We start from the raw sequence: 18,890 nt of genomic DNA on the forward strand, positions 1-18,890 counted from the left end.
GGAGCGTTCTCTCCAGGCCGGCGATGTGTGTCTGTTCCGAGCAGCGGTCAGGTGCGGCGAAGGATGTGGGGGATGGTCACGTGGTGCTCGATCACGGGTGCTGCGTGCAGGGCAGCGACCTCCGAGCGTCGAGTTCGGCGGCGCCGGGGAGCTACTGGGCCATGTCCACGAACCGCGCATAGTGCCCCTGGAATGCCACGACGATCGTGTCGGTGGGACCGTTACGGTGCTTGGCCACGATCACGTCCGCCTCGCCGGCACGCGGTGACTCCTTCTCGTACATGTCGTCGCGGTGGAGCAGGATCACCATGTCGGCATCTTGCTCGATGCTGCCCGATTCGCGAAGGTCACTCACCTGCGGCTTCTTGTCCGTGCGCTGCTCGGAGCCACGGTTGAGCTGCGAGATCGCGATCACCGGCACCTCAAGCTCCTTCGCGAGTAGCTTGATCGCACGCGAGAACTCGGAGACTTCCTGCTGGCGGGACTCGACTCGCTTGCCTGAGCTCATCAGCTGCAGGTAGTCGATGATCACGAGCTTGAGGTCGTTGCGCTGCTTGAGCCGGCGGCACTTCGCCCGGATCTCCATCAGGGACATGTTCGGGCTGTCATCGATGTACAACGGCGCTTCGGACACCTTGCCCATCGTGCGCGCCAGCCGCGTCCAGTCCTCGTCGCGCATATTGCCCTTGCGCATGTTCTGCAGCGGCACCTGCGACTCGGCGGAGAGCATACGCATGGTGATCTCGTTGCGGCTCATCTCCAGGGAGAAGATGACCGACGTCAGCCCGTTCTTGATCGAGGCAGCGCGGGCAATGTCCAGTCCCAGGGTGGAGTTGTGGGTCGGCACCATCGAACGAGAGGCGAGGTACAGGTGGCTCGGGTGGTCGATCTGCACGCATCGAACTGGGACGGACTGCACCTGGCGCACAGCAGTGATAATTCGTTGCGTCCGTCGCGGAGTGGCGCGTGTTGCACGCTCCTTGTGTGCGAGACGCTTTCGCTCGAGCCAAAACACGTCGTCCGCAGTTGTGAAGGTCAACGTGTATGCAGTGCTTGAGGCAACAGACCGACCCGACACCGGCCTCTGCGTGAAGCCGGTCCGATATCCGAGAGAGTGGACCAACTCACGAACGTCAAGGGCAAGCCGCTCATTCGTCACCGTGAACTGCACCGCCCCAGTGGGTGAGACCGTGCCATCAGTATCCAGCAGTCCGGCCAGAAGGTCCCGTCGCTGCGACTCGCTGGCTCGAAGGTAGACCGCCGGGATGTGCTTGTTGTTCAGCACATCCAGTCCGCGCAAGAGACCAACAACTGTTCCGTGATCGTCGCGACACTGCGCGCATTGACGCAATCCGCTACTCTGCCCACCACAGTCCGGACACGTGGGCACAATGTTCAGGCCACCGCCCATACCCTTCGCTCGCCCTCCGCAAGACCGCCCGCACGTCTTCACCTGCGAGGTTGCAGGAACGAAGGAGGCTCCGCAGACCACGCATTCGCGTGCCGCGACCTCTGGTACCGGAAGATGCAGAGAGTACGTCCGTCCCGCTCCGCGGTTCACGTCGTACCCACGGGCTTCGATCCGCATCGCGATCTCGGGGTCGTCCGACGTGTATCGTGCACCAGCGCTGTGGCCGTCACCGAGCCAGACCCCAAGCAAGTACGGGTCTAGCGACAACTGAGCATTCGGCAGATCCAGCGATTCGGCATTCTTCACGCTGTGGTTGAGCCGGCGATCGGCGGTCGTGCATCGCAGCGTCGCTGCAATGTCCTCGGTGGTGCGCACCTCAGCACACGTCCGCTGAGTGCGGTGTCCGTTGTAGCCCGAAGCAGCAGCCTGTGCCGACCTTCGCGACGCCCGTGTGTCCGTCAGCCACTCGTGCTGCGCATCGGCGACGATCGTCGTCCCGTCGTCGAAGGTGACCTCGTAACACGGCCGGTCGATCATCACATCGGTAGCCGCCACCACACGGGTGGGGGTGCCGTCGGCTGCGATCAGATCGTCTCCGACCGCGACGTCGCCCATCGTGGTCCAACCGCGCGGTGTGGGCAGCGGAGTATCGAGCGCGAGGGCCTTCCCCATCGCCGGCCTGGCCGCCACGACGATCATCTGCCCGGCGTGCAGACCGTTCGTCAGCGCATCCAGATCCGCGAACCCGGTCGGCACACCGATCATGCCCTCCCCACGGTGGGAGGCAGCGTCGATCTCCTCCATCGTGGAGTTGATGACGTCCTTGAGCGGCACGTAGTCCTCAGAGGTGCGCCGCTCGGTGACGGCGTAGATCTCCGCCTGGGCGGTGTTGACCAGATCGTCCACGTCACCGCCGTCGGTGGCGTAGCCGAGCTGCACGATCCGGGTGCCGGCATCCACCAGTCGGCGCAGCACCGCCTGCTCCCGCACGATACGCGCGTAATAGCCGGCGTTGGCGGCCGTGGGTACCGAGGAGAGCAACGTGTGCAGATAGGGGGCGCCGCCGATCCGGCTGAGTTCTCCCCGCTTGGTCAGCTCTGCCGACACCGTCACCGCGTCGGCCGGTTCCCCGCGGCCGTACAGGTCGAGGATGGCGTCGTAGATCGCCTCATGTGCGGGCCGATAGAAGTCGCTCCCGCGCAGCACCTCCACGACGTCCGCGATGGCGTCTTTGGACAGCAGCATGCCGCCGATGACCGACTGCTCAGCCGCGACGTCCTGCGGCGGGGTGCGCTCGAAGCTCTCGGGAGCCTCGGTCATCTCAGAGATGCTCACCGTTGCACCTCACCCACGCCTGCCTCACCATCGTCCGGTTCCTCCCTCGTTGCGACCCTGCCAGATCTACCAGGCACCACCGACAGTCCCCGCGCCTCGGCGACGCTACGCACCTGCCCACCTCCCCGCAAACCGCACCATCAGCCGCCTGGGGACAACCAGCGGCGGGCCTGGGGACGAACACGACCTAGGCTGTGGACGCGGTGTGGACGTCCGCGGCCCCCGTTGTGCACAGGTCACTCAGACCTCTGTGGACAACCGTTCAGAACCGCGTGATTCCCACACATTCATCACCCACACCCTGTGGACAGAAGAAACTCGGAGGATCAGTGGACGACACGCCGGATGCCCAGGCGCGACCCGCCGGTCGAGTGCTCGACCGCCGCATCCTCGACCTCGCCCTCCCCGCTCTGGGTGCCCTCGTCGCCGAGCCACTCTTCGTCCTCGTGGACTCCGCGGTAGTAGGCCGGCTCGGCACCTCCGAGCTCGCCGGCCTCACCCTGGCCTCCACACTGCTGGTCACCACGGTGGCTCTGTTCATCTTCCTCGCCTACGCCACCACCGGCGCAGTAGCCCGGCGCCTGGGCGCCGGCGACGAGAAGGGGGCCCTCGCCGTCGGGATGGACGGCATCTGGCTCGCGCTCGGACTGGGCGCGCTGGTGCTGATCATCGGCTACGCGGCGGCCGACCCGGTCGTGCACGCGATGGGTGCTTCCGAGGAGGTCGCTCCGCACGCACTGGCCTACCTGCGCACCAGTCTTCCGGGCATCCCTGGAATGCTCGTCGTGCTCGCGGCCACCGGGGCGCTCCGGGGGCTGCAGGACACCCGCACGCCACTACGGGTCGCCGTCGCCGGTGCGATCGTCAACGCGGCCGGCTCCGTGCTGCTCGTACACGGCGTGGGAATGGGGATCGCCGGGTCCGGTCTGGCGACCGCGTCCGTCCAGATCGCCATGGCGCTCACCTTGATGTGGGTGGTCCTCCGGGCGGCACGCACCCGCGGCGTCTCCCTCCGCCCGGAACCCCGTGGCATCCTCGCCAACGGCCGCGCCGGGTTGCCGCTACTGATCCGCACGCTCACGCTGCGGGCGGCGGTCCTGCTCACCGTGGCCACGGCCACCTCCTTGGGCGACGTACCGCTCGCTGCCCACCAGATCGTGAACTCCGTCTGGATGCTGGCTGCGTTCGTCCTGGACGCCCTCGCGATCGCTGCCCAGGCGCTGGTGGGCCACGGGCTCGGTGCGCGTCGCCCTGCGGAGGTGAGGGCCGTCGTCCGGCGCTGCCTGCAATGGGGCACACTCGCCGGCATCGGGGTCGGGGCACTCATCGCACTCCTCGGCGGATTCCTCACGCCCCTGTTCACCTCCGACCCTGCCGTGCAGCACGCCGCCCACCTGGGGCTGATTGTCATCGGAGTCCTCATGCCCGTGGCCGCCTGGCCGTTCGTGCTCGACGGGGTCCTCATGGGGGCAGGGGACGGTGTGTATCTGGCCTGGGCGGGCGGCCTGGCGCTGATCTCCTACCTTCCACTGCTCGGCGCCGTCGCACGGTGGGCGCCGGAGGGTGCGCTCGGGCTGATGTGGCTGTGGGTGGCCTTCGCCGGTGGGTTCCTCGGCGCACGCGCGCTCACCACCTGGCTGCGATCGCGCGGTTCCCGGTGGATGGTGCTCGGCGTGTGAACGCAACTGACGGCCCTGGAGGCATCCGTGCCATATGTGGCACAGACACCCTGAGGGCCGTCAGTTGCGTTCACGTCCGGAGCATCACATCGGCGTATCGGCCACCTGGAAGTCCCAGTTCGCGACGCCGTCCTCCACTGAGGTGACCGTCAGGTCCACCGCGTACTCGTTCGTATCGCCATCCGCGGAGAGCACGCACTGCAGCGTCGCACCGACCTCGGCTTCCAGGTCACCGGGGCAATCGATGTTGGGCCGTGTGCCCACCATCTGCTCGAGCTGATCGGCGGTCATGGACTCCACCTCTGACTCATCCACGGTGGTGCTCCCGCTGCACCCCACGAGGCCGAGCCCGAGGGCAAGGGGAAGCGCAGTCATAGCCAGGATCTGTCGTGTCATCTTCATGACGCTCACCCTGTCAGAGTGCGAACTCGTTCCGGTACGGCAGAGCTATCCATGTGACGCTTGCCACGACCCCCGGACGCACGTACGGCCCGGCCACCCTGAGGTGACCGGGCCGTACGTTGGTGACGCGTCAGGCTCCTGGGACCACGTTCAGGTCCACGGTCGCCGAGACGTCGGCGTGCAGGCGAACCTGCACCTGGTAGCTACCGAGGCTCTTGATCGGCTGGCCGATCTCGATCTTGCGGCGGTCCACCTGCTGCCCACCGGCAGCGTGGATGGCCTCGGCGATGTCCGTCGTGGTGACGGCACCGAACAGACGGCCGCTCGGACCGGCGTTGACCTTCACCGCGAACGACTTGGCCTGCAGCGAGTCGCGCACGGCGCGAGCGTCTTCGATGGACTCGATAGCGCGCTTGCGGCGAGCTGCGGTGATCTGGTCGATCTGCTTCTGCCCGCCCTTGGTCCACGGGGTGGCCAGGTTGCGCGGAAGCAGGTAGTTGCGGGCGTAGCCGTCCTTGACGTCGACCACGTCACCTGCGGTGCCGAGGCCGGTGACCTCGTGGGTGAGAATGAGCTTTGCCATGGCTGTTCCTCCTGGCCTCAGCGAGCAGAGCTCGAGTAGGGAAGCAGGGCCATCTCACGGGCGTTCTTCACGGCCCGGGCGATCTGGCGCTGTTCCTGGACGGAGACACCGGTCACGCGGCGCGCGCGGATCTTGCCGCGGTCCGAGATGAACTTCCGCAGCAGTGCGGTGTCCTTGTAGTCGATCGGCCCCTCGACCTTGGTGGTCTTGAGGGGGTTTGCCTTCTTCTTGATCACAGGCTTGCGGGTATCACGCTTCGCCATAGTTCTTGCTCCTTGAATGCTCGCGCCGCTCACGCAGCGCGCAGTGGTGATGGTTTAGAAGGGAGGCTCGTCGCCGAAACTCGAGCCGCCCGTGGCCCACGGGTCGTCAGCCGGACCACCGGAGGACTGGCCTCCGCCGTAGCCGGCTTGACCGCCCTGGTTGCCTCCGCTGTAGCCTCCGCCGGCATTGCCTCCGCCGAAGCCGCCGCCGCCACCGCGCTGGGCGCGGGTGACCTTGGCCGTGGCGTACCGCAGCGATGGGCCCACCTCGTCGACCTGCATCTCGACAACGGTGCGCTTCTCGCCCTCCCGGGTTTCGAAGGAGCGCTGGACCAGACGGCCCTGAGCGACCACGCGCATGCCCTTGGTGAGGGACTCGGCGACATTCTCGGCCGCTTCACGCCAGATCGAGCACCGCATGAACAGCGTCTCGCCGTCCTTCCACTCGTTCGACTGCCGGTCGAACTGGCGCGGGGTGGACGCGATCGTGAAGTTGGCCACGGCCGCCCCCGACGGGGTGAACCGGAGTTCCGGGTCCGCCGTGAGGTTGCCGATCACGGTGATGACGGTCTCGCCTGCCATGACGCTCCTTTGCGGGAGAAACGCGCTCAGCGCGCGTCGGGTCGGATGAGCTTCGTGCGGAGGATGGACTCGCTGAGGCCGAGCTGGCGGTCGAGCTCCTGGGCGAGCTCCGGCGTGGCGTGCATGTCCACGACGGCGTAGATGCCCTCGGAGTTCTTCGCGATCTCGAACGCCAGGCGGCGCTTGCCCCAGATGTCGACGTTGTCGACGGTCCCACCACCACTGGTGATGACGCCGAGGAACTTCTCGAGCGACGCGGGAACGGTGCGCTCGTCGATCGACGGGTCGAGGATCACCATCAGTTCATAGTGACGCATGCTTGAACCCACCTCCTTCGGACTAGGCGGTCACGGTCTTTCCGTGACAGGAGGGTGATGCATGCTCTCGCTGCGTCTCACCCGGACGGGTGCCCGGTGTGATGATGCACGAGATACCCGACTAGCCTACCGGACCCGCCGCCAGTCCCGGGCGTGATGTGGACAACCGTCACCAGGCGGCTCAGGCCGGCGCCGATCAGGGGCCGCCACTCCCGTTACTGCCCCCGTTGCCACCGCCGCCGCCACCGCTGGAGTCACCGGTACCGTTTGGAAGCCCGTCCAGGAGGCCACCGTCAGCGTCCTCGCTCGGATCCTCCGTGGGTTCCTCGCTCGGGTCATCCGTCGGAGTTTCCGTCGGGTCACCTGTGGGCTCTTCAGTCGGATCGTCGGTCGGCTCCTCAGTCGGTTCCTCCGTCGGTTCCTCCGAGGGCTCTTCACTGGGCTCCTCGCTCGGCTCCTCGGTGGTCTCCTCCTGCGTCGGCTCGGCCGGGGGGACGTACACCCGCTCCGGCTCGGACCGTTCGGGGAACTCTTCGACCGGGAGATCGGCGACGGCGGCACTCATGTAGCGCGTCCAGATGTCGGTGGGGTAGCTACCACCCGAGATCGGCGCGACACCGCCCCATCCGTCCCACATCGAGACCTCTTCGCCGTCCTCGCCGATCTGGTACATCGCCACCGAGGTGGTGATCTGCGGGACGAACCCGACGAACCACGCCGACCGGTAGTCGTTGGAGCTGCCGGTCTTGCCCGCGGCGGGCCGGCCGATCTCCGACGCCGTCGCACCAGTCCCGCCATCGACCACCTGCTGCATCGCATAGGTCGCGTCGGCGATCACCTGGGGATCGAACTCCCGCTCACCCTCGGCCCCGCCGGTGTAGACGACGTCTCCATCCCGGTTGCTCACCGAGGCGACGATGAAGCGGTCGTGGTGCACTCCGCCGGAGGCGATCGTCGAGTAGGCCTCGGCCATGTCGACCGGGTGCGGGGAGGCGGTGCCGAGCACGTTGACCAGGTTCCCCTCCAACCCGGACGTGTCCTCCGGCAGTCCGAGGCGGTGGGCCACATCGACCAGGTTCTCCGGGCCATACTCGCGGTTGAGTTGCACATAGGACGTGTTCACCGAGTGCTGCGTCGCGGTCGCAAGATCGATGTTGCCGCGGTTGATGCGGTCGAAATTGTTGACCTCGTGCCCGTCGATGTCCATCGGCGAGTAGCTGGTGTATCTGTCCTCGAGCGTGGCCCCGTTCTCGAGCGCGGCGATTAGGGCGAACGCCTTGAAGGTCGATCCGCCCTGCGCCACGTCCTGAGTGGCGGCGTTGCGCTGCCGCTCCAGGAAGTCCGGCCCGCCGTAGAGCGCGAGGATGCCGCCGGTGGAGTTGTCGATGGAGGTCAGCGCCACCCGGACGCCGTCAGGGGTGTCCTCGGGCAGGCTCTCAGCGGCGGCCACAGCATCGGCCTGCAGGTCGGCGTCGATCGTCGAGGTGATCGTCAGGCCACCGCCGTCGATCTCGTCCTCGGTGAAGCCGGCAGCGATGAGCTCGTCGCGGATCATCGTGAGCAGGTACCCGTTCGGTCCGCCGTAGGTGTCCGTGCGCACCGGCTCGGCGACCTCGGGGAACTCCAGGGAGTCTGCCTCGGCCTGAGTGATGTCCCCACTTTCAACCATGAACGCGAGTGTTCGCTCCCAGCGCGCCTGCGCCTGATCGGGTGCGACGGCCGGGTCCCAATTGCCCGGGGAGGGGATGATTCCGGCCAGCAGCGCCGACTCCGAGACCGTCAGTTCCGAGGCCGGGTGCCCGAAGTACTCCTGCGCGGCACGTTCGATCCCGTAGGCGCCGCGACCGAAGTAGATCGTGTTCATGTAGGCGCCGAGGATCTCGTCCTTGCTCTGTTGCTGGTCGATCTTCAGCGCCAGGATCGCCTCGCGGAACTTGTCGACGTATCCGGACGTCTGGCCGGTGTAGTACCGCTCGACGTACTGCATCGTGAGCGTCGACCCGCCCTGGGTGTCGTTGCCGCGCAGGTTGCTCCACAGCGCCCGCAGGATGGCGACCGGATCGACACCGACGTTGGAGTAGAACCGCCGGTCCTCCGAGGCCACGATGGCGGCCCCCACATACTCTGGAAGCTCAGTGGGGTCGATGATCTCCCGGTCGACCTCGGCGAACGAACCCATCGTGGACTCGCCGTCGGCGTAGGTGATGGTCGATCCCTCGGCCAGGGCGAAGTCGTCGGGCTCGGGTACCTCCACCATCGCGTAGGCGATCCCGAACAGCACGGCCCCGATCACGAGTACCGTTCCTGCCGCACCCAGGAGGAATCGCCACCCGGGCAGCCAGCGCATCACGGGCCCCTTGCCCCGCCGGGGGTAGTTCCAGAACCGCTTCTTGCCGCGGATCGCGCCTCGCCGCGTGCGCCGTTTGGCGCCCGAGGAGGCGGAGGCCGTGCTCTTCCACGACGGCGTAGGTCGGCCTGCGCCGTTCCGCCCACCGGCCGCTGTGGTCCGGGAGGTGCGACCGGCCTCCTGTGCGGAGGTTCGTAGCCCCGAGTCACGCACGCTACGGCGCTGAGGGCTTCCTCCCCCGGTGCCGGTGTTGCCAGGCTTGCCGGTGCCCTCGCCGGATCCGGGCGTGCGCCGTCGCGGGGTGTCGGATGATCCGCTGCCGGGGGTTCGGCGTCCTCGTGCCACAGGAGCCCTTTCTGTTCGATGCCGCAGGAGTGCCCTGGGGTGTGGGCTTCTCCCGCTGTTGCCCCAGTATGCGGTGCCTCCCTGGGCCGCAAGGCCGGCCTTCACGCGCTCCACACAGAATCGTTGCCTCACCGGTGAGGGCGCTCACACCGGCGCCGGCCTCCCGGGTCTCGGCTACATGGCGCCCGGAGCCCTACGATAGGGACCAGACATATCTATACGTTTGTCACATCGCGGTAGTCATCTGGGCCCGTCCGACGGTCGGGTTCCGCCACGACAAGGAGAGAACATTGAGCAGCATCCGCGTAGCGATCGCGGGAGTCGGCAACTGCGCCGCCTCTCTCGTCCAGGGCGTGCACTACTACGCCGACGCCGACCCGGCCGGCATCGTCCCCGGCTTGATGCACGTGCAGTTCGGCCCGTACCACGTCCGCGACATCGAGTTCGTGACAGCGTTCGATGTCGACGCCAAGAAGGTCGGGTTCGACCTGTCCGAGGCCATCGGGGCCAGCGAGAACAACACCATCCGGATCGCCGATGTGCCGCCGCTGGGGGTGTCGGTGCAGCGCGGTCCCACCTTGGACGGACTGGGCAAGTACTACCTGGAGACCATCGAGCAGTCCGCCGCGGAACCGGTGGACGTCGCGCAAGCCCTGCGTGAGGCCAAGGCCGACGTGCTGATCTGCTACCTGCCGGTCGGCTCGGAGGAAGCAGCCAAGCACTACGCGCAGGCCGCCCTGGATGCGGGCGTCGCGTTCGTCAACGCACTCCCGGTGTTCATCGCCAGCGACCCGGTGTGGGCGGCGAAGTTCACCGAAGCAGGTGTGCCGATCGTGGGCGACGACATCAAGTCGCAGGTCGGTGCGACGATCACCCACCGGGTACTCGCGCGCCTGTTCCAGGAGCGTGGCGTCATCCTCGACCGCACCTACCAGCTCAACGTCGGCGGCAACATGGACTTCAAGAACATGCTGGAGCGGGACAGGCTGGAGTCGAAGAAGATCTCCAAGACCCGGGCGGTGACCTCCAACGTCGACCACGACCTCGGGGCTCGCAACGTGCACATCGGCCCCTCGGACTACGTGCAGTGGCTGGACGACCGGAAGTGGGCGTACGTGCGGCTGGAGGGTCGTGCCTTCGGTGAGGCGCCCATCAACCTCGAGTACAAGCTCGAGGTGTGGGACTCCCCGAACTCCGCCGGCATCATCATCGACGCCCTGCGTGCGGCCAAGATCGCCAAGGACCGCGGCCTCGGCGGGCCGGTGCTCGCCGCGTCCGGGTACTTCATGAAGTCGCCGCCGGAACAGTACGAGGACCAGGCCGGCCGCGCGAAGGTCGAGGCGTTCATCGCCGGCGAGGGCTGATCGGCCGGTCGCTGACATCCCTCGCCGACGCGGGCCTGCCGCACCGGCGAGGGATGTCACGCGTGCGGGCGAGGAACTTGCGCGGCGCGCGGCGCGTTGTTCCTGGGTAGCCCACAGCGAGGAGAGATCTGATGAAGTGCCCGACCGACGGCGCCACGCTCGTCATGAGTGAGCGCAGCGGCGTCGAGATCGACTACTGCCCGACCTGCCGCGGGGTGTGGCTGGATCGTGGCGAGCTCGACAAGATCATCGATCGGGCGGGCGCCGATCCGGTCGGACGGGCCACGCCCCCGCCACCTCCGGACGACGGGCGCTACGGCAGCCCCTTCGACGACGCCCCGGTGCCACCGCCGCCACCGCCCGCGCCGAGCTACGGCTATGGCGGCCACCCCGGCGCCCGCCCGCGCGAGGACTACGGCCGCGATCCCCGGTACCGGCGGCGCAAGCGCAAGGACAGCTGGCTCGAGGACCTGTTCGACTTCGACTGAGCTTGTTTCCCCGCAGTCCACGATGAGGGCAGCGCGGCAACCGACGTCGCCGCTGTCCTACGGTGGTGTCAGCGACGAAAGGGAGCATGGGTGCTGGCCTACGAGTATGGCAGTGACGGTCGGATGGCGTTGCGCGAGAAGGACCTCCCGCGCGCGGCCGAGGGCGAGGTGACCGTCGACGTGGTCGCCGCCGGTATCTGCGGGACCGACCTGAAGATCGCCCGCGGCGAGCACCGGCTGTTCCCGCCGGGCACGGTGCGTGTGCCCGGCCACGAATCGGTCGGCCGGATCCGGGAGAACCGCTCCGGCCGGGCCGACCTGGAACCGGGCACGCCGGTGGCGATCGCCCCGAACATCGCCTGCGGGCAGTGCCCGCCCTGCCGCAAGGACCTGGGCCCGCTGTGCGAGGACTACACCTCCGTGGGCCTGACCTTCGACGGCGGATTCGCCGAGGTCGTGCGCGTCACCGCGCGCGGGGTGGCCGGGGGGAACGTGCTCCCGCTCCCACCAGGCCTGGACCTCGTGACCGCGGCGATGATCGAACCGGTCGCGGCGGTGGTACGCGGACTGCGGCCCCTGCGCCTGACGCCCACCGACACGGTGCTCGTGTGCGGCGCCGGTCCGATCGGCCTGACGGCGGTGGTCCTGGCCAAGCAGGCAGGTGTACGCAAGATCATCGTCAGCCAGACCTCCGCCGCGCGCCGCGAGCTGGCACGCCAGTACGGGGCGGACGAGACGATCGACCCGCGGGCCGAGGATCTGGTGGAGAGGGTCTTCGAGCTGACCGGCGGCATCGGCGCCGAGGTGGTGATCGCCGCCACCCCCGTGCATCAGGTGTTCACCGACGCCGTCCGCGCTGCAGCCAAGGGGGGCAGGGTGAACTTCTTCGCCGGACTTCCCTCGGGCAAGGGAGAGGTCACCGTGGATGCCAACCTCATCCACTACCGCGAGCTCCTGGTCACCGGATCGACGGCCAACACTGCGGCCGACTGCGCCGAGGCCATGGAGATCGTGGCCCGCGCACCGGAGGCGTTCGCTGCGCTCATCACCCATCGTGTGCCGTTGCGAGAGGCGGACCACGCGTTCGAGTTGGCCACGTCCGGTGAGGCGCTGAAGGTGCTGCTCGAGCCTCAGACCTGAGGCAGATCGGGGTCGGCAGCACTCTCAGGTGAGCCCCGCGTGCGGCGCGGCCAGAAGGCCCAGGTGACCAACGCCGTCGCCGTGACGGTCAGGCAGCCGAGCACCACCGGATGACCGGACCACACGATCACCGACGCGAGGTGGGGCACCGAGGTGAGCACCACCCGCACCGTTTCGGCGGTGTAGGGGGCAGGATCGGGGTCGTCGTTGGCGTCACCCTGCATCGTGAACGTGGCGCGGTCGCCGTCCCTGGTGAGCACATCGGTCACGCGGTGCGTCACCGGGAGTGCCCCCGCGCGGTCCACCGTGACGACGTCCCCCACCTCGATCTGTGAGGCCGGCATCTCCCGGACCACGGCGACAGATCCGGCTGGGATCGTCGGGGCCATGGAGCCGGTGGAGAACATGATCAGGGTGATGTTCAGCGTGACGGCGAGGATGACCAGCAGGATGCAGAGCCCTCCGGCCACCGCCAACGCCGTCAACAGGACGTCGCCGATGCGGGAGAGCACGCGGCGCTCCGGAGGCGGGCGCAGGGTACCGCTCGTCAGTCCCACGAGCATGATCCGAGCAAGACGACGCCCAGGGCGCCGAGGAGGGTGGTGATTGTGGCCGTCTGTTCGGCACTCTCCCAGTCGCCGGAGACTGCGCGGATCCGGAATGAGTAGGTGGCCGCCACCGTGACCAGTCCCGAGGCGTCGACCTGGTGCTCACCAGTGGTGCTCGGGTAGCTGCCGGAGCCGACCAGTGCTCCGGTGCTGGGGCGGACCAGCTCCCACGCATAGCTGTAGTCGCTCGGCGGATCCTCCGGCTCCAGCCAGTGCAGGGTCGCGCTCGTGCTGAGCAGGCCGATCGAGCATCCGTTGGCCTGAGGTGGCTGAATCACACCCGCTGTCACCGTGGCCCGCACGTACTCACTATCCGCCCAGGCCGCCGCGGTCGGCTCGACCTGCCCGATCGCCACCGCACCGGACACGAGCATGACCCCTGCTGCTGCAGCGGCCAATCGCGCACGCACCTGTCTCACCACCGGCGCTCCCCAGGCAATCGGGGACCACCCTCAGATCCCGCCACGTGAACCCGGGACGAAGCGACAAGGGCGCCACCGAAACGCAGCAGCACACCACACGCGACAGCAATGAGGGCGGCCAGCACCAGACCGCGGTGAGGGCCTCCGGTCGCCGGCAGGTCACCTCCACCCCCGGCCGAGACCTCCTCACCTGAGCCGGCGGCCACGAACCGCAGTGCCAACTCGGCCCCGTGCTCGGCCCCGTGCTCGGGTGTGATCAGCTCGGTGGTGATCCGGTACCAGACCTGCTCCGCGGCGGGCTGGGTACCCAGCTCCACCGGCGTCGCCCCGACCGTCGTCGGACCGATCAACTGCTCGGTGCAGGCCGTTCCCTCTGCACCGCACTCAGCCACCTGCACCTCGAAGGCGCCCTCCGCTCCGGTCGCAGTGAGAGAAAGCGCGATCTCGCCGTCGGGCCGGTTCGCACTCACCTGCACGTCCCAGGCCACCGGTTCACCCGGTGCCATGGTGCTCATCGCCGGCCGGTCCTGTACCGAGACCAACCGGAGCACCTCCCCGGAGATCACCTCCCGGGTCTCGGCCGGGGATGCCACCGCGCTGGCCGCGCTGCCGACCAGCACGGCGAGCATGGCCGGCAGCACGGCGAGCGTCGAGATGCGCCTCACCTGCACACACCCGGCCCGGTCGAGCAGCGCTCCCGGTCCCCGGTCACTCAGAGGTCGCGGTGAACTGCCAGACGGCGGTCGTCTCGCCACCCTGCTCGAGGTCCGGTCCGGCGGTCACGATCGTGCACAACTGGGTGGCGTCGCCCGGATCAGCAGTGGTGGCGCCAACCGGCAGGCTCGCCGTCCCACCGGCGACCGCCGGCTCGTCAACGAGCGTGCCCGAACCCAGGAGTGTGCCCGCCGTCGCCGTCTCGTCGCAGGCAGCGGCCTCGCCGATCGCGTAGACCTCATAGCTGAGGTTGGCTGAGTTGGTCCCGGTGGTGTCGGTCGAGTCCAGAGCGACGAGGTCGAGCGAGGCCGGGCTGGTGGTACCAGCGGCCAGGCGAACCCAGTACGGGGCGTAGACGACGTCGTCAGGCGCAAGGTTGTCGAAGGGTGCGGAGAAGGTGAGCTCGGCGGCACCACCTGCGGAGGCATGGTCGGTGTAGTCCAGGTCGTCTCCGGTGGCCGACCCCTGCAAGTCGAAGGAGCCCGCACCGAACAAGCCGGTGGTGAACTCGCTGTCGTTCCAGGCCGCGAGTGTGACGGCAGCGCCCACGCCGAGGACGACTCCCCCGGCGAGCACGGCGCGGATCTTGCGGCTGCGAAGTGAGCGTGCGTGAACCTCGGTCATGGCGGACTTCCCCTTGTGTGGCCTTGCGGCGTCGACCCGCGCCTTGTGCCCGGACGTACCCCGTCAAGGACGACCTTAGGCGGCATTGAACGGATGATCAAGGGCTCCGGGTAGGGCAGGGGCGTGCACGCACGACGGCGCCCGCCCCTGCGGAAGGGACGGGCGCCGTCGTGAATGGGAGCCAGAGGGTTCTGGGGCGCTCAGGCCTGGCGGTTCAGCGCACCGGGGTGGCACGCAGGACCTGCACCGCCTCACGTACGCGAGTACCGAGCGTGGCGTCCACCTGGTCCCAGTAGGCGAAAGCCCGCTCGCGGATATCCTCCGATCGCACCTGGGCCACGTGCCCGGCGATGTTGCCCACCAGACGTTCCCGGGCGGCGTCGTCGAGCACCTCACGCACGAGGGTGCCCGCCTGGCCGAAATCGTCGTCCTCGGCGTGTAGGGACTGTGCGGCCCGCTGCATCTCGCCGTCGGACTCCCAGTTGCCCTCGCCGGCAGCCGCCGGGTCGCCCGCAGGGCCACCGACGCTGTTCGGCGCGTAGACCGGAGCATCGGCCGGGCGGTAGTGGTGCCGCATGGCGCCGTCCTTGGAGTAGGAGTGCACCGGGGACTTCGGCGCGTTCACCGGCAGCTCGGCATGGTTGGTGCCCACCCGGTACCGGTGCGCGTCGGCGTAGGAGAAGATCCGGGCGAGCAGCATCTTGTCCGGGCTGGCGGCGATCCCGGGCACAAAGTTTGAGGGCGCGAACGCGGCCTGCTCGATCTGCGCGTGGAAGTTCTCCGGGTTCTTGTTCAGCGTCATCGTGCCCACCTCGATCAGCGGGTAGTCGCCCTTGGGCCACACCTTGGTGAGGTCGAACGGGTTGAACCGGTAGGTCTTGGCGTCCTCGTACGGCATCACCTGCACCTTGAGGGTCCAGGAGGGGAAGTCGCCGGACTCGATGGCGTTGTACAGGTCGCGCCGGTGGTGATCGGCGTCCTGACCGGCGAGCTCGTCGGCCTCGGCACCGGTGAGGAACTCGTTGCCCTGGTTCGTCTCGAAGTGGTACTTCACCCAGAACCGTTCGCCGTCTGCGTTGATCCACTGGTAGGTGTGCGAACCGAAGCCGTCCATGTGCCGCCAGGTGGCGGGGATGCCGCGGTCCCCCATCAGCCAGGTCACCTGGTGGGCGCTCTCGGGTTGCAGGCTCCAGAAGTCCCACTGCATGTCGTTGTCGCGCAGGCCCGAGCCCGGCAGGCGCTTCTGGGAGCGGATGAAGTCGGGGAACTTGATGCCGTCGCGGATGAAGAAGACCGGCGTGTTGTTGCCCACCAGGTCGTAGTTGCCCTCGGTGGTGTAGAACTTCACCGCGAACCCGCGGGGGTCGCGCCAGGTGTCGGGGCTGCCCTGCTCACCCGCCACGGTGGAGAACCGGATCAGCATGTCGGTCTCGGTGCCCGGCTGGAACAGTGCCGCGCGGGTGTACTTCGAGACGTCACCGGTGGTGACGAAGGTGCCGAAAGCGCCGCCACCCTTGGCGTGCACCACGCGCTCGGGAACGCGCTCGCGGTTGAACTGGGCGAGCTTCTCCACCACGTAGTGGTCATGCAGGGCGATCGGTCCGGTGTTGCTGACGGTGAGCGAGTGCTGGTCGCTGGCTACCGGGGCACCGGAGTTGGTCGTGGTCACGTCGGTCATGGCGATGATCTCCTTGGGTCGGGAACTCGATGGGGTGCGCGCCGGAGCGGCGCTGCCGGTCTTCGGGGCGCGGAACTCAGCGGGACGGCGAGGCGGCATGCTGGTCGGGCTCGGCGGCATCGCAGCTGGAACAGATGCCCTGGAAGAGCACATCCGCGGTCACGATGCGCATCCCCGCCGTCTCGGCGGGGGTCAGGCAGGGGGCATGTCCGACGACGCAGCTCACGTCTTCGACCGCACCGCACCGCACGCACATCACGTGGTGGTGGTTGTCGCCGATGCGGGTCTCATAGCGAGCCGGCGAGTCCGGTGTCTCGAGCTTGCGGAGTAGACCCCACTCGCTGAGGTCGCCCAGCACCTGGTACACGGACGCGGCGGTCAGGGCGGGCAGCTCGGTCCGGGCGGTCTCGAGGATGACCTCAGCCGTGGCGTGGGGGTGACGATGCGCAGCGTCGAGCACAGCGAGGCGTTGCCGCGTGACTCGCCGACCCAGCGACCGCAGGGCCGTAGCCCAGGTCTCGCTGGTCATCGGCTTCGTGTGCATATGCTCAGGCTACCTTATTACGACACACTCGTAATAACTGGCGAGGCGCGGCGTGAACCCACCCCAGCACGCCGGACTCGGCCTCATGCGCGATAGCCTGCACGGAGTGAGCATCCTCGCCGACCTGCGCACCGTCGCCGTCCACCGCGGGTTCCGCCGTCTGTTCGCTGTACGCCTGGTGTCCCAGTCGGGCGACGGGATGTTCCAGGCCGGTCTGGCGACCCTGTTCTTCTTCTCCCCGGAGAACCTCGCCACCGCCGGTGCGGTCGCCGCCGCGTTTGCTGTGCTGCTCCTGCCGTTCACGATCGTGGGCCCGTTCGCGGGCCCGCTGCTGGACCGGTGGCGACGGCGGCAAGTGCTGTTCGTAGGCAACGCTGTGCGTGTGGTGCTCACCGCCGTCCTGGCACTACTGATGGCTACAGACGGCGTCTCGGTAGCGGTGTACGTGATCGCCCTGGTGACCTTGGGTGTCAACCGGTTCCTGCTGGCGGCGCTCTCCGCCGCCCTGCCACGGGTGGTGCCGCGCGAGCAGCTGCTGATCGCGAACACGATCAGCCCCACACTCGGCGCCGTGGCCGCTGTGATCGGAGCGGCGCTCGGATTCCTGATCGGACTGCTGGTGCCGGCCGGGCCGGGGAAGAACGGCCTCGTGCTCACCATCGCGGCCGTCATCTTCGGCCTCGCCTCCCTGCTGGCGCTCCGACTGGGCAAGGATCAGCTCGGACCAGACCTGGTTCCCGGGGTGCGCAGCCTCGCCCAGGCATGGAAGGACGTACGCGCCACGGCGACGGATCTCGTGGCCGGCGCTCGCTACCTCGTCGCGCGCCGGACCCCGGGAGCAGCGCTCGGCGTGATGGCGATCCACCGCTTCCTGTACGGGGTGAACTTCATCGCGCTCATCCTTATCTCCCGGAACCTGCTCACCGATCCTTCCGATGCCAGTGCGGGACTGGCCATGTTCGGTCTCCTCTCCGGGATCTCTTTCGCGGGCAACGGCCTGGCGATCGTCCTCACCCCGATCGCCCATGAACGGATGGCGCCGTCCACGTGGGTGGTGGTCTGTCTCGGCCTTGGCGCCCTCAGCCAGGTGCTGATGGCGGCGGCGCCGACCTTCGTGGTGATCGCAGCGGCCGCGGTGCTGATGGGACTGGCGGTGCAGGGAGCGAAGATCGCCGTCGACACGATCGTGCAGCGCGATACCGCCGATACCTATCGCGGGCGCGCATTCTCGTTGTACGACACGCTGTACAACGGGGCATTCGCTGGGGCCGCGGCGGTGGCAGCCGCGGTACTGCCGGACACCGGCTGGTCCCGGGTGGTGTTCCTCGCACTTGCGGTGCTCTACGTGGTGCTCGGCATCGCCTACCGCAGAATGACCACCGTCCTGCACGACCGGCCCCGACCAGTGCCACTGGCGCCACCGCACTGAGCCCCGAGCGCAGGATTCTGCGGCATCTGATCGCCCGATTTCGCGAATCGCACCGCTCGGCGCAGTGGGATGGTGGAGGTTCGAAACTGTGCTCGGCGAATGTCAGCCGGGCCGCTGGGCGCGGATCGCGGCATGAGGACGCACGCCCGGCTCAGCACGAGTGTGGGTACTGCGGATCCCGAGCCCGGCGACAACGAGCCTGTCAGTCATCACCTGCACCGGCCAGCGGTAGGCGCGCACGACCTTGTGGTCGAAGGGCACCGGACCGATCTCGCCCTCCTCAGCGGCGAAGAAGCCCAGGAGCAGTTCGCCGCCGGGGCGAAGCGTCCGAGCCAGGGAAGTGAACACCGGCCCGATCCGGACAGGCTCGGTGTGAATGATGCTGTACCACGCAAGTACTCCCGCAAGCGAGCCTCCCGGAACTCCGAGGTCCTCCGCCCGGCCCAGCCGGAACACCGGGCCCGGATAGCGCTCCACCGCACTGGCCAGGAACTCCGGAGTGGGATCGACTCCCTCGACCTGGACCCCGAGCGATGCAGCAGGTCCGTCCACTGACCCGGCCCGCAGCCGACATCGAGCACCGGACCGTCCAGACCACGCGCCCACATCAGCACC

The 18,890-nt window shown here is 68.2% G+C and carries 19 protein-coding genes; 5 read left to right on the forward strand and 14 right to left on the reverse strand.

The window, feature by feature from the left end:
* Positions 1 to 151: 151 nt before the first annotated feature.
* Positions 152 to 2,731: a replicative DNA helicase gene (gene dnaB, locus IM660_RS19505; RefSeq protein WP_193499538.1), complete on the reverse strand. Its 2,580-nt coding sequence runs from the start codon at positions 2,729 to 2,731 to the stop codon at positions 152 to 154.
* Positions 2,732 to 3,075: 344 nt separating this feature from the next.
* Between dnaB and IM660_RS19510 the strand changes: the two genes are divergently transcribed.
* Positions 3,076 to 4,425: an MATE family efflux transporter gene (locus IM660_RS19510; RefSeq protein ID WP_193497401.1), complete on the forward strand. Its 1,350-nt coding sequence runs from the start codon at positions 3,076 to 3,078 to the stop codon at positions 4,423 to 4,425.
* A gap of 84 nt (positions 4,426 to 4,509) precedes the next feature.
* Here IM660_RS19510 and IM660_RS19515 read toward each other — a convergent pair whose 3' ends face one another.
* The 6 genes from IM660_RS19515 to IM660_RS19540 all read right to left on the reverse strand — a co-directional run bounded on the left by IM660_RS19515 (position 4,510) and on the right by IM660_RS19540 (position 9,264).
* The gene (locus IM660_RS19515) at positions 4,510 to 4,827 is read right to left on the reverse strand and encodes a DUF4333 domain-containing protein (RefSeq protein ID WP_210769043.1); all 318 of its coding nucleotides are present in this window, start codon (positions 4,825 to 4,827) and stop codon (positions 4,510 to 4,512) included.
* Between the two features lie 130 nt (positions 4,828 to 4,957).
* Positions 4,958 to 5,410 carry a 50S ribosomal protein L9 gene (gene rplI / locus IM660_RS19520; RefSeq protein ID WP_193497402.1) on the reverse strand — a complete coding sequence of 151 codons (453 nt, stop codon included), beginning with the start codon at positions 5,408 to 5,410 and terminating at the stop codon, positions 4,958 to 4,960.
* 17 nt (positions 5,411 to 5,427) lie between these two features.
* A complete protein-coding gene (gene rpsR / locus IM660_RS19525; protein ID WP_159618746.1) occupies positions 5,428 to 5,673 on the reverse strand; it encodes a 30S ribosomal protein S18 in 246 nt (81 codons plus the stop codon).
* A gap of 54 nt (positions 5,674 to 5,727) precedes the next feature.
* Positions 5,728 to 6,255, reverse strand: a complete 528-nt coding sequence (locus tag IM660_RS19530) for a single-stranded DNA-binding protein (protein WP_193497403.1) — start codon at positions 6,253 to 6,255, stop codon at positions 5,728 to 5,730.
* A 26-nt stretch (positions 6,256 to 6,281) separates the two neighbouring features.
* Positions 6,282 to 6,572, reverse strand: coding sequence for a 30S ribosomal protein S6 (rpsF, locus tag IM660_RS19535; protein WP_193497404.1), 291 nt, complete (start codon positions 6,570 to 6,572; stop codon positions 6,282 to 6,284).
* 196 nt (positions 6,573 to 6,768) lie between these two features.
* Complete coding sequence (locus tag IM660_RS19540; protein WP_193497405.1) at positions 6,769 to 9,264, reverse strand: transglycosylase domain-containing protein; 2,496 nt, start codon at positions 9,262 to 9,264, stop codon at positions 6,769 to 6,771.
* Positions 9,265 to 9,554: 290 nt separating this feature from the next.
* Here IM660_RS19540 and IM660_RS19545 point away from each other — a divergent pair, with 290 nt between their 5' ends.
* From IM660_RS19545 to IM660_RS19555, 3 genes are all read left to right on the forward strand, one after another.
* On the forward strand, positions 9,555 to 10,628 hold the full coding sequence (locus IM660_RS19545; RefSeq protein ID WP_193497406.1) for an inositol-3-phosphate synthase: 1,074 nt from the start codon (positions 9,555 to 9,557) through the stop codon (positions 10,626 to 10,628).
* 131 nt (positions 10,629 to 10,759) lie between these two features.
* Positions 10,760 to 11,116: a TFIIB-type zinc ribbon-containing protein gene (locus IM660_RS19550; RefSeq protein WP_193497407.1), complete on the forward strand. Its 357-nt coding sequence runs from the start codon at positions 10,760 to 10,762 to the stop codon at positions 11,114 to 11,116.
* A 90-nt stretch (positions 11,117 to 11,206) separates the two neighbouring features.
* Positions 11,207 to 12,256 (forward strand): zinc-binding dehydrogenase, encoded by a 1,050-nt coding sequence (locus IM660_RS19555; protein ID WP_193497408.1) that lies wholly within the window; start codon positions 11,207 to 11,209, stop codon positions 12,254 to 12,256.
* On the opposite strand, the gene IM660_RS19560 is transcribed toward IM660_RS19555, so the two are convergent.
* The 6 genes from IM660_RS19560 to IM660_RS19585 all read right to left on the reverse strand — a co-directional run bounded on the left by IM660_RS19560 (position 12,247) and on the right by IM660_RS19585 (position 16,846).
* Entirely contained in the window at positions 12,247 to 12,813 is a 567-nt protein-coding gene (locus IM660_RS19560; RefSeq protein ID WP_246465047.1) for a signal peptidase I, read from the reverse strand. The two genes, IM660_RS19555 and IM660_RS19560, sit on opposite strands and share 10 nt — an antisense overlap.
* On the reverse strand, positions 12,804 to 13,283 hold the full coding sequence (locus tag IM660_RS19565) for a hypothetical protein (RefSeq protein WP_193497410.1): 480 nt from the start codon (positions 13,281 to 13,283) through the stop codon (positions 12,804 to 12,806). Before IM660_RS19565 ends, IM660_RS19560 begins: the two co-directional genes overlap by 10 nt.
* Entirely contained in the window at positions 13,280 to 13,951 is a 672-nt protein-coding gene (locus IM660_RS19570) for a hypothetical protein (protein WP_193497411.1), read from the reverse strand. Before IM660_RS19570 ends, IM660_RS19565 begins: the two co-directional genes overlap by 4 nt.
* 43 nt (positions 13,952 to 13,994) lie before the next feature.
* A complete protein-coding gene (locus IM660_RS19575) occupies positions 13,995 to 14,624 on the reverse strand; it encodes a SipW-dependent-type signal peptide-containing protein (protein ID WP_193497412.1) in 630 nt (209 codons plus the stop codon).
* Positions 14,625 to 14,838: 214 nt separating this feature from the next.
* Positions 14,839 to 16,302 (reverse strand): catalase, encoded by a 1,464-nt coding sequence (locus tag IM660_RS19580; protein ID WP_193497413.1) that lies wholly within the window; start codon positions 16,300 to 16,302, stop codon positions 14,839 to 14,841.
* Between the two features lie 76 nt (positions 16,303 to 16,378).
* A complete protein-coding gene (locus IM660_RS19585) occupies positions 16,379 to 16,846 on the reverse strand; it encodes a Fur family transcriptional regulator (RefSeq protein WP_193497414.1) in 468 nt (155 codons plus the stop codon).
* 106 nt (positions 16,847 to 16,952) lie between these two features.
* Here IM660_RS19585 and IM660_RS19590 point away from each other — a divergent pair, with 106 nt between their 5' ends.
* Positions 16,953 to 18,275 carry an MFS transporter gene (locus IM660_RS19590; RefSeq protein WP_246465048.1) on the forward strand — a complete coding sequence of 441 codons (1,323 nt, stop codon included), beginning with the start codon at positions 16,953 to 16,955 and terminating at the stop codon, positions 18,273 to 18,275.
* Between the two features lie 102 nt (positions 18,276 to 18,377).
* Here the strand turns inward: IM660_RS19590 and IM660_RS19595 are convergent, their stop codons facing one another.
* Entirely contained in the window at positions 18,378 to 18,827 is a 450-nt protein-coding gene (locus tag IM660_RS19595) for a class I SAM-dependent methyltransferase (RefSeq protein ID WP_246465049.1), read from the reverse strand.
* Positions 18,828 to 18,890: the final 63 nt, after the last annotated feature.

Source organism: Ruania alkalisoli (genome assembly GCF_014960965.1).
In the GTDB taxonomy this organism is placed as follows: Bacteria; Actinomycetota; Actinomycetes; order Actinomycetales; family Beutenbergiaceae; genus Ruania; species Ruania alkalisoli.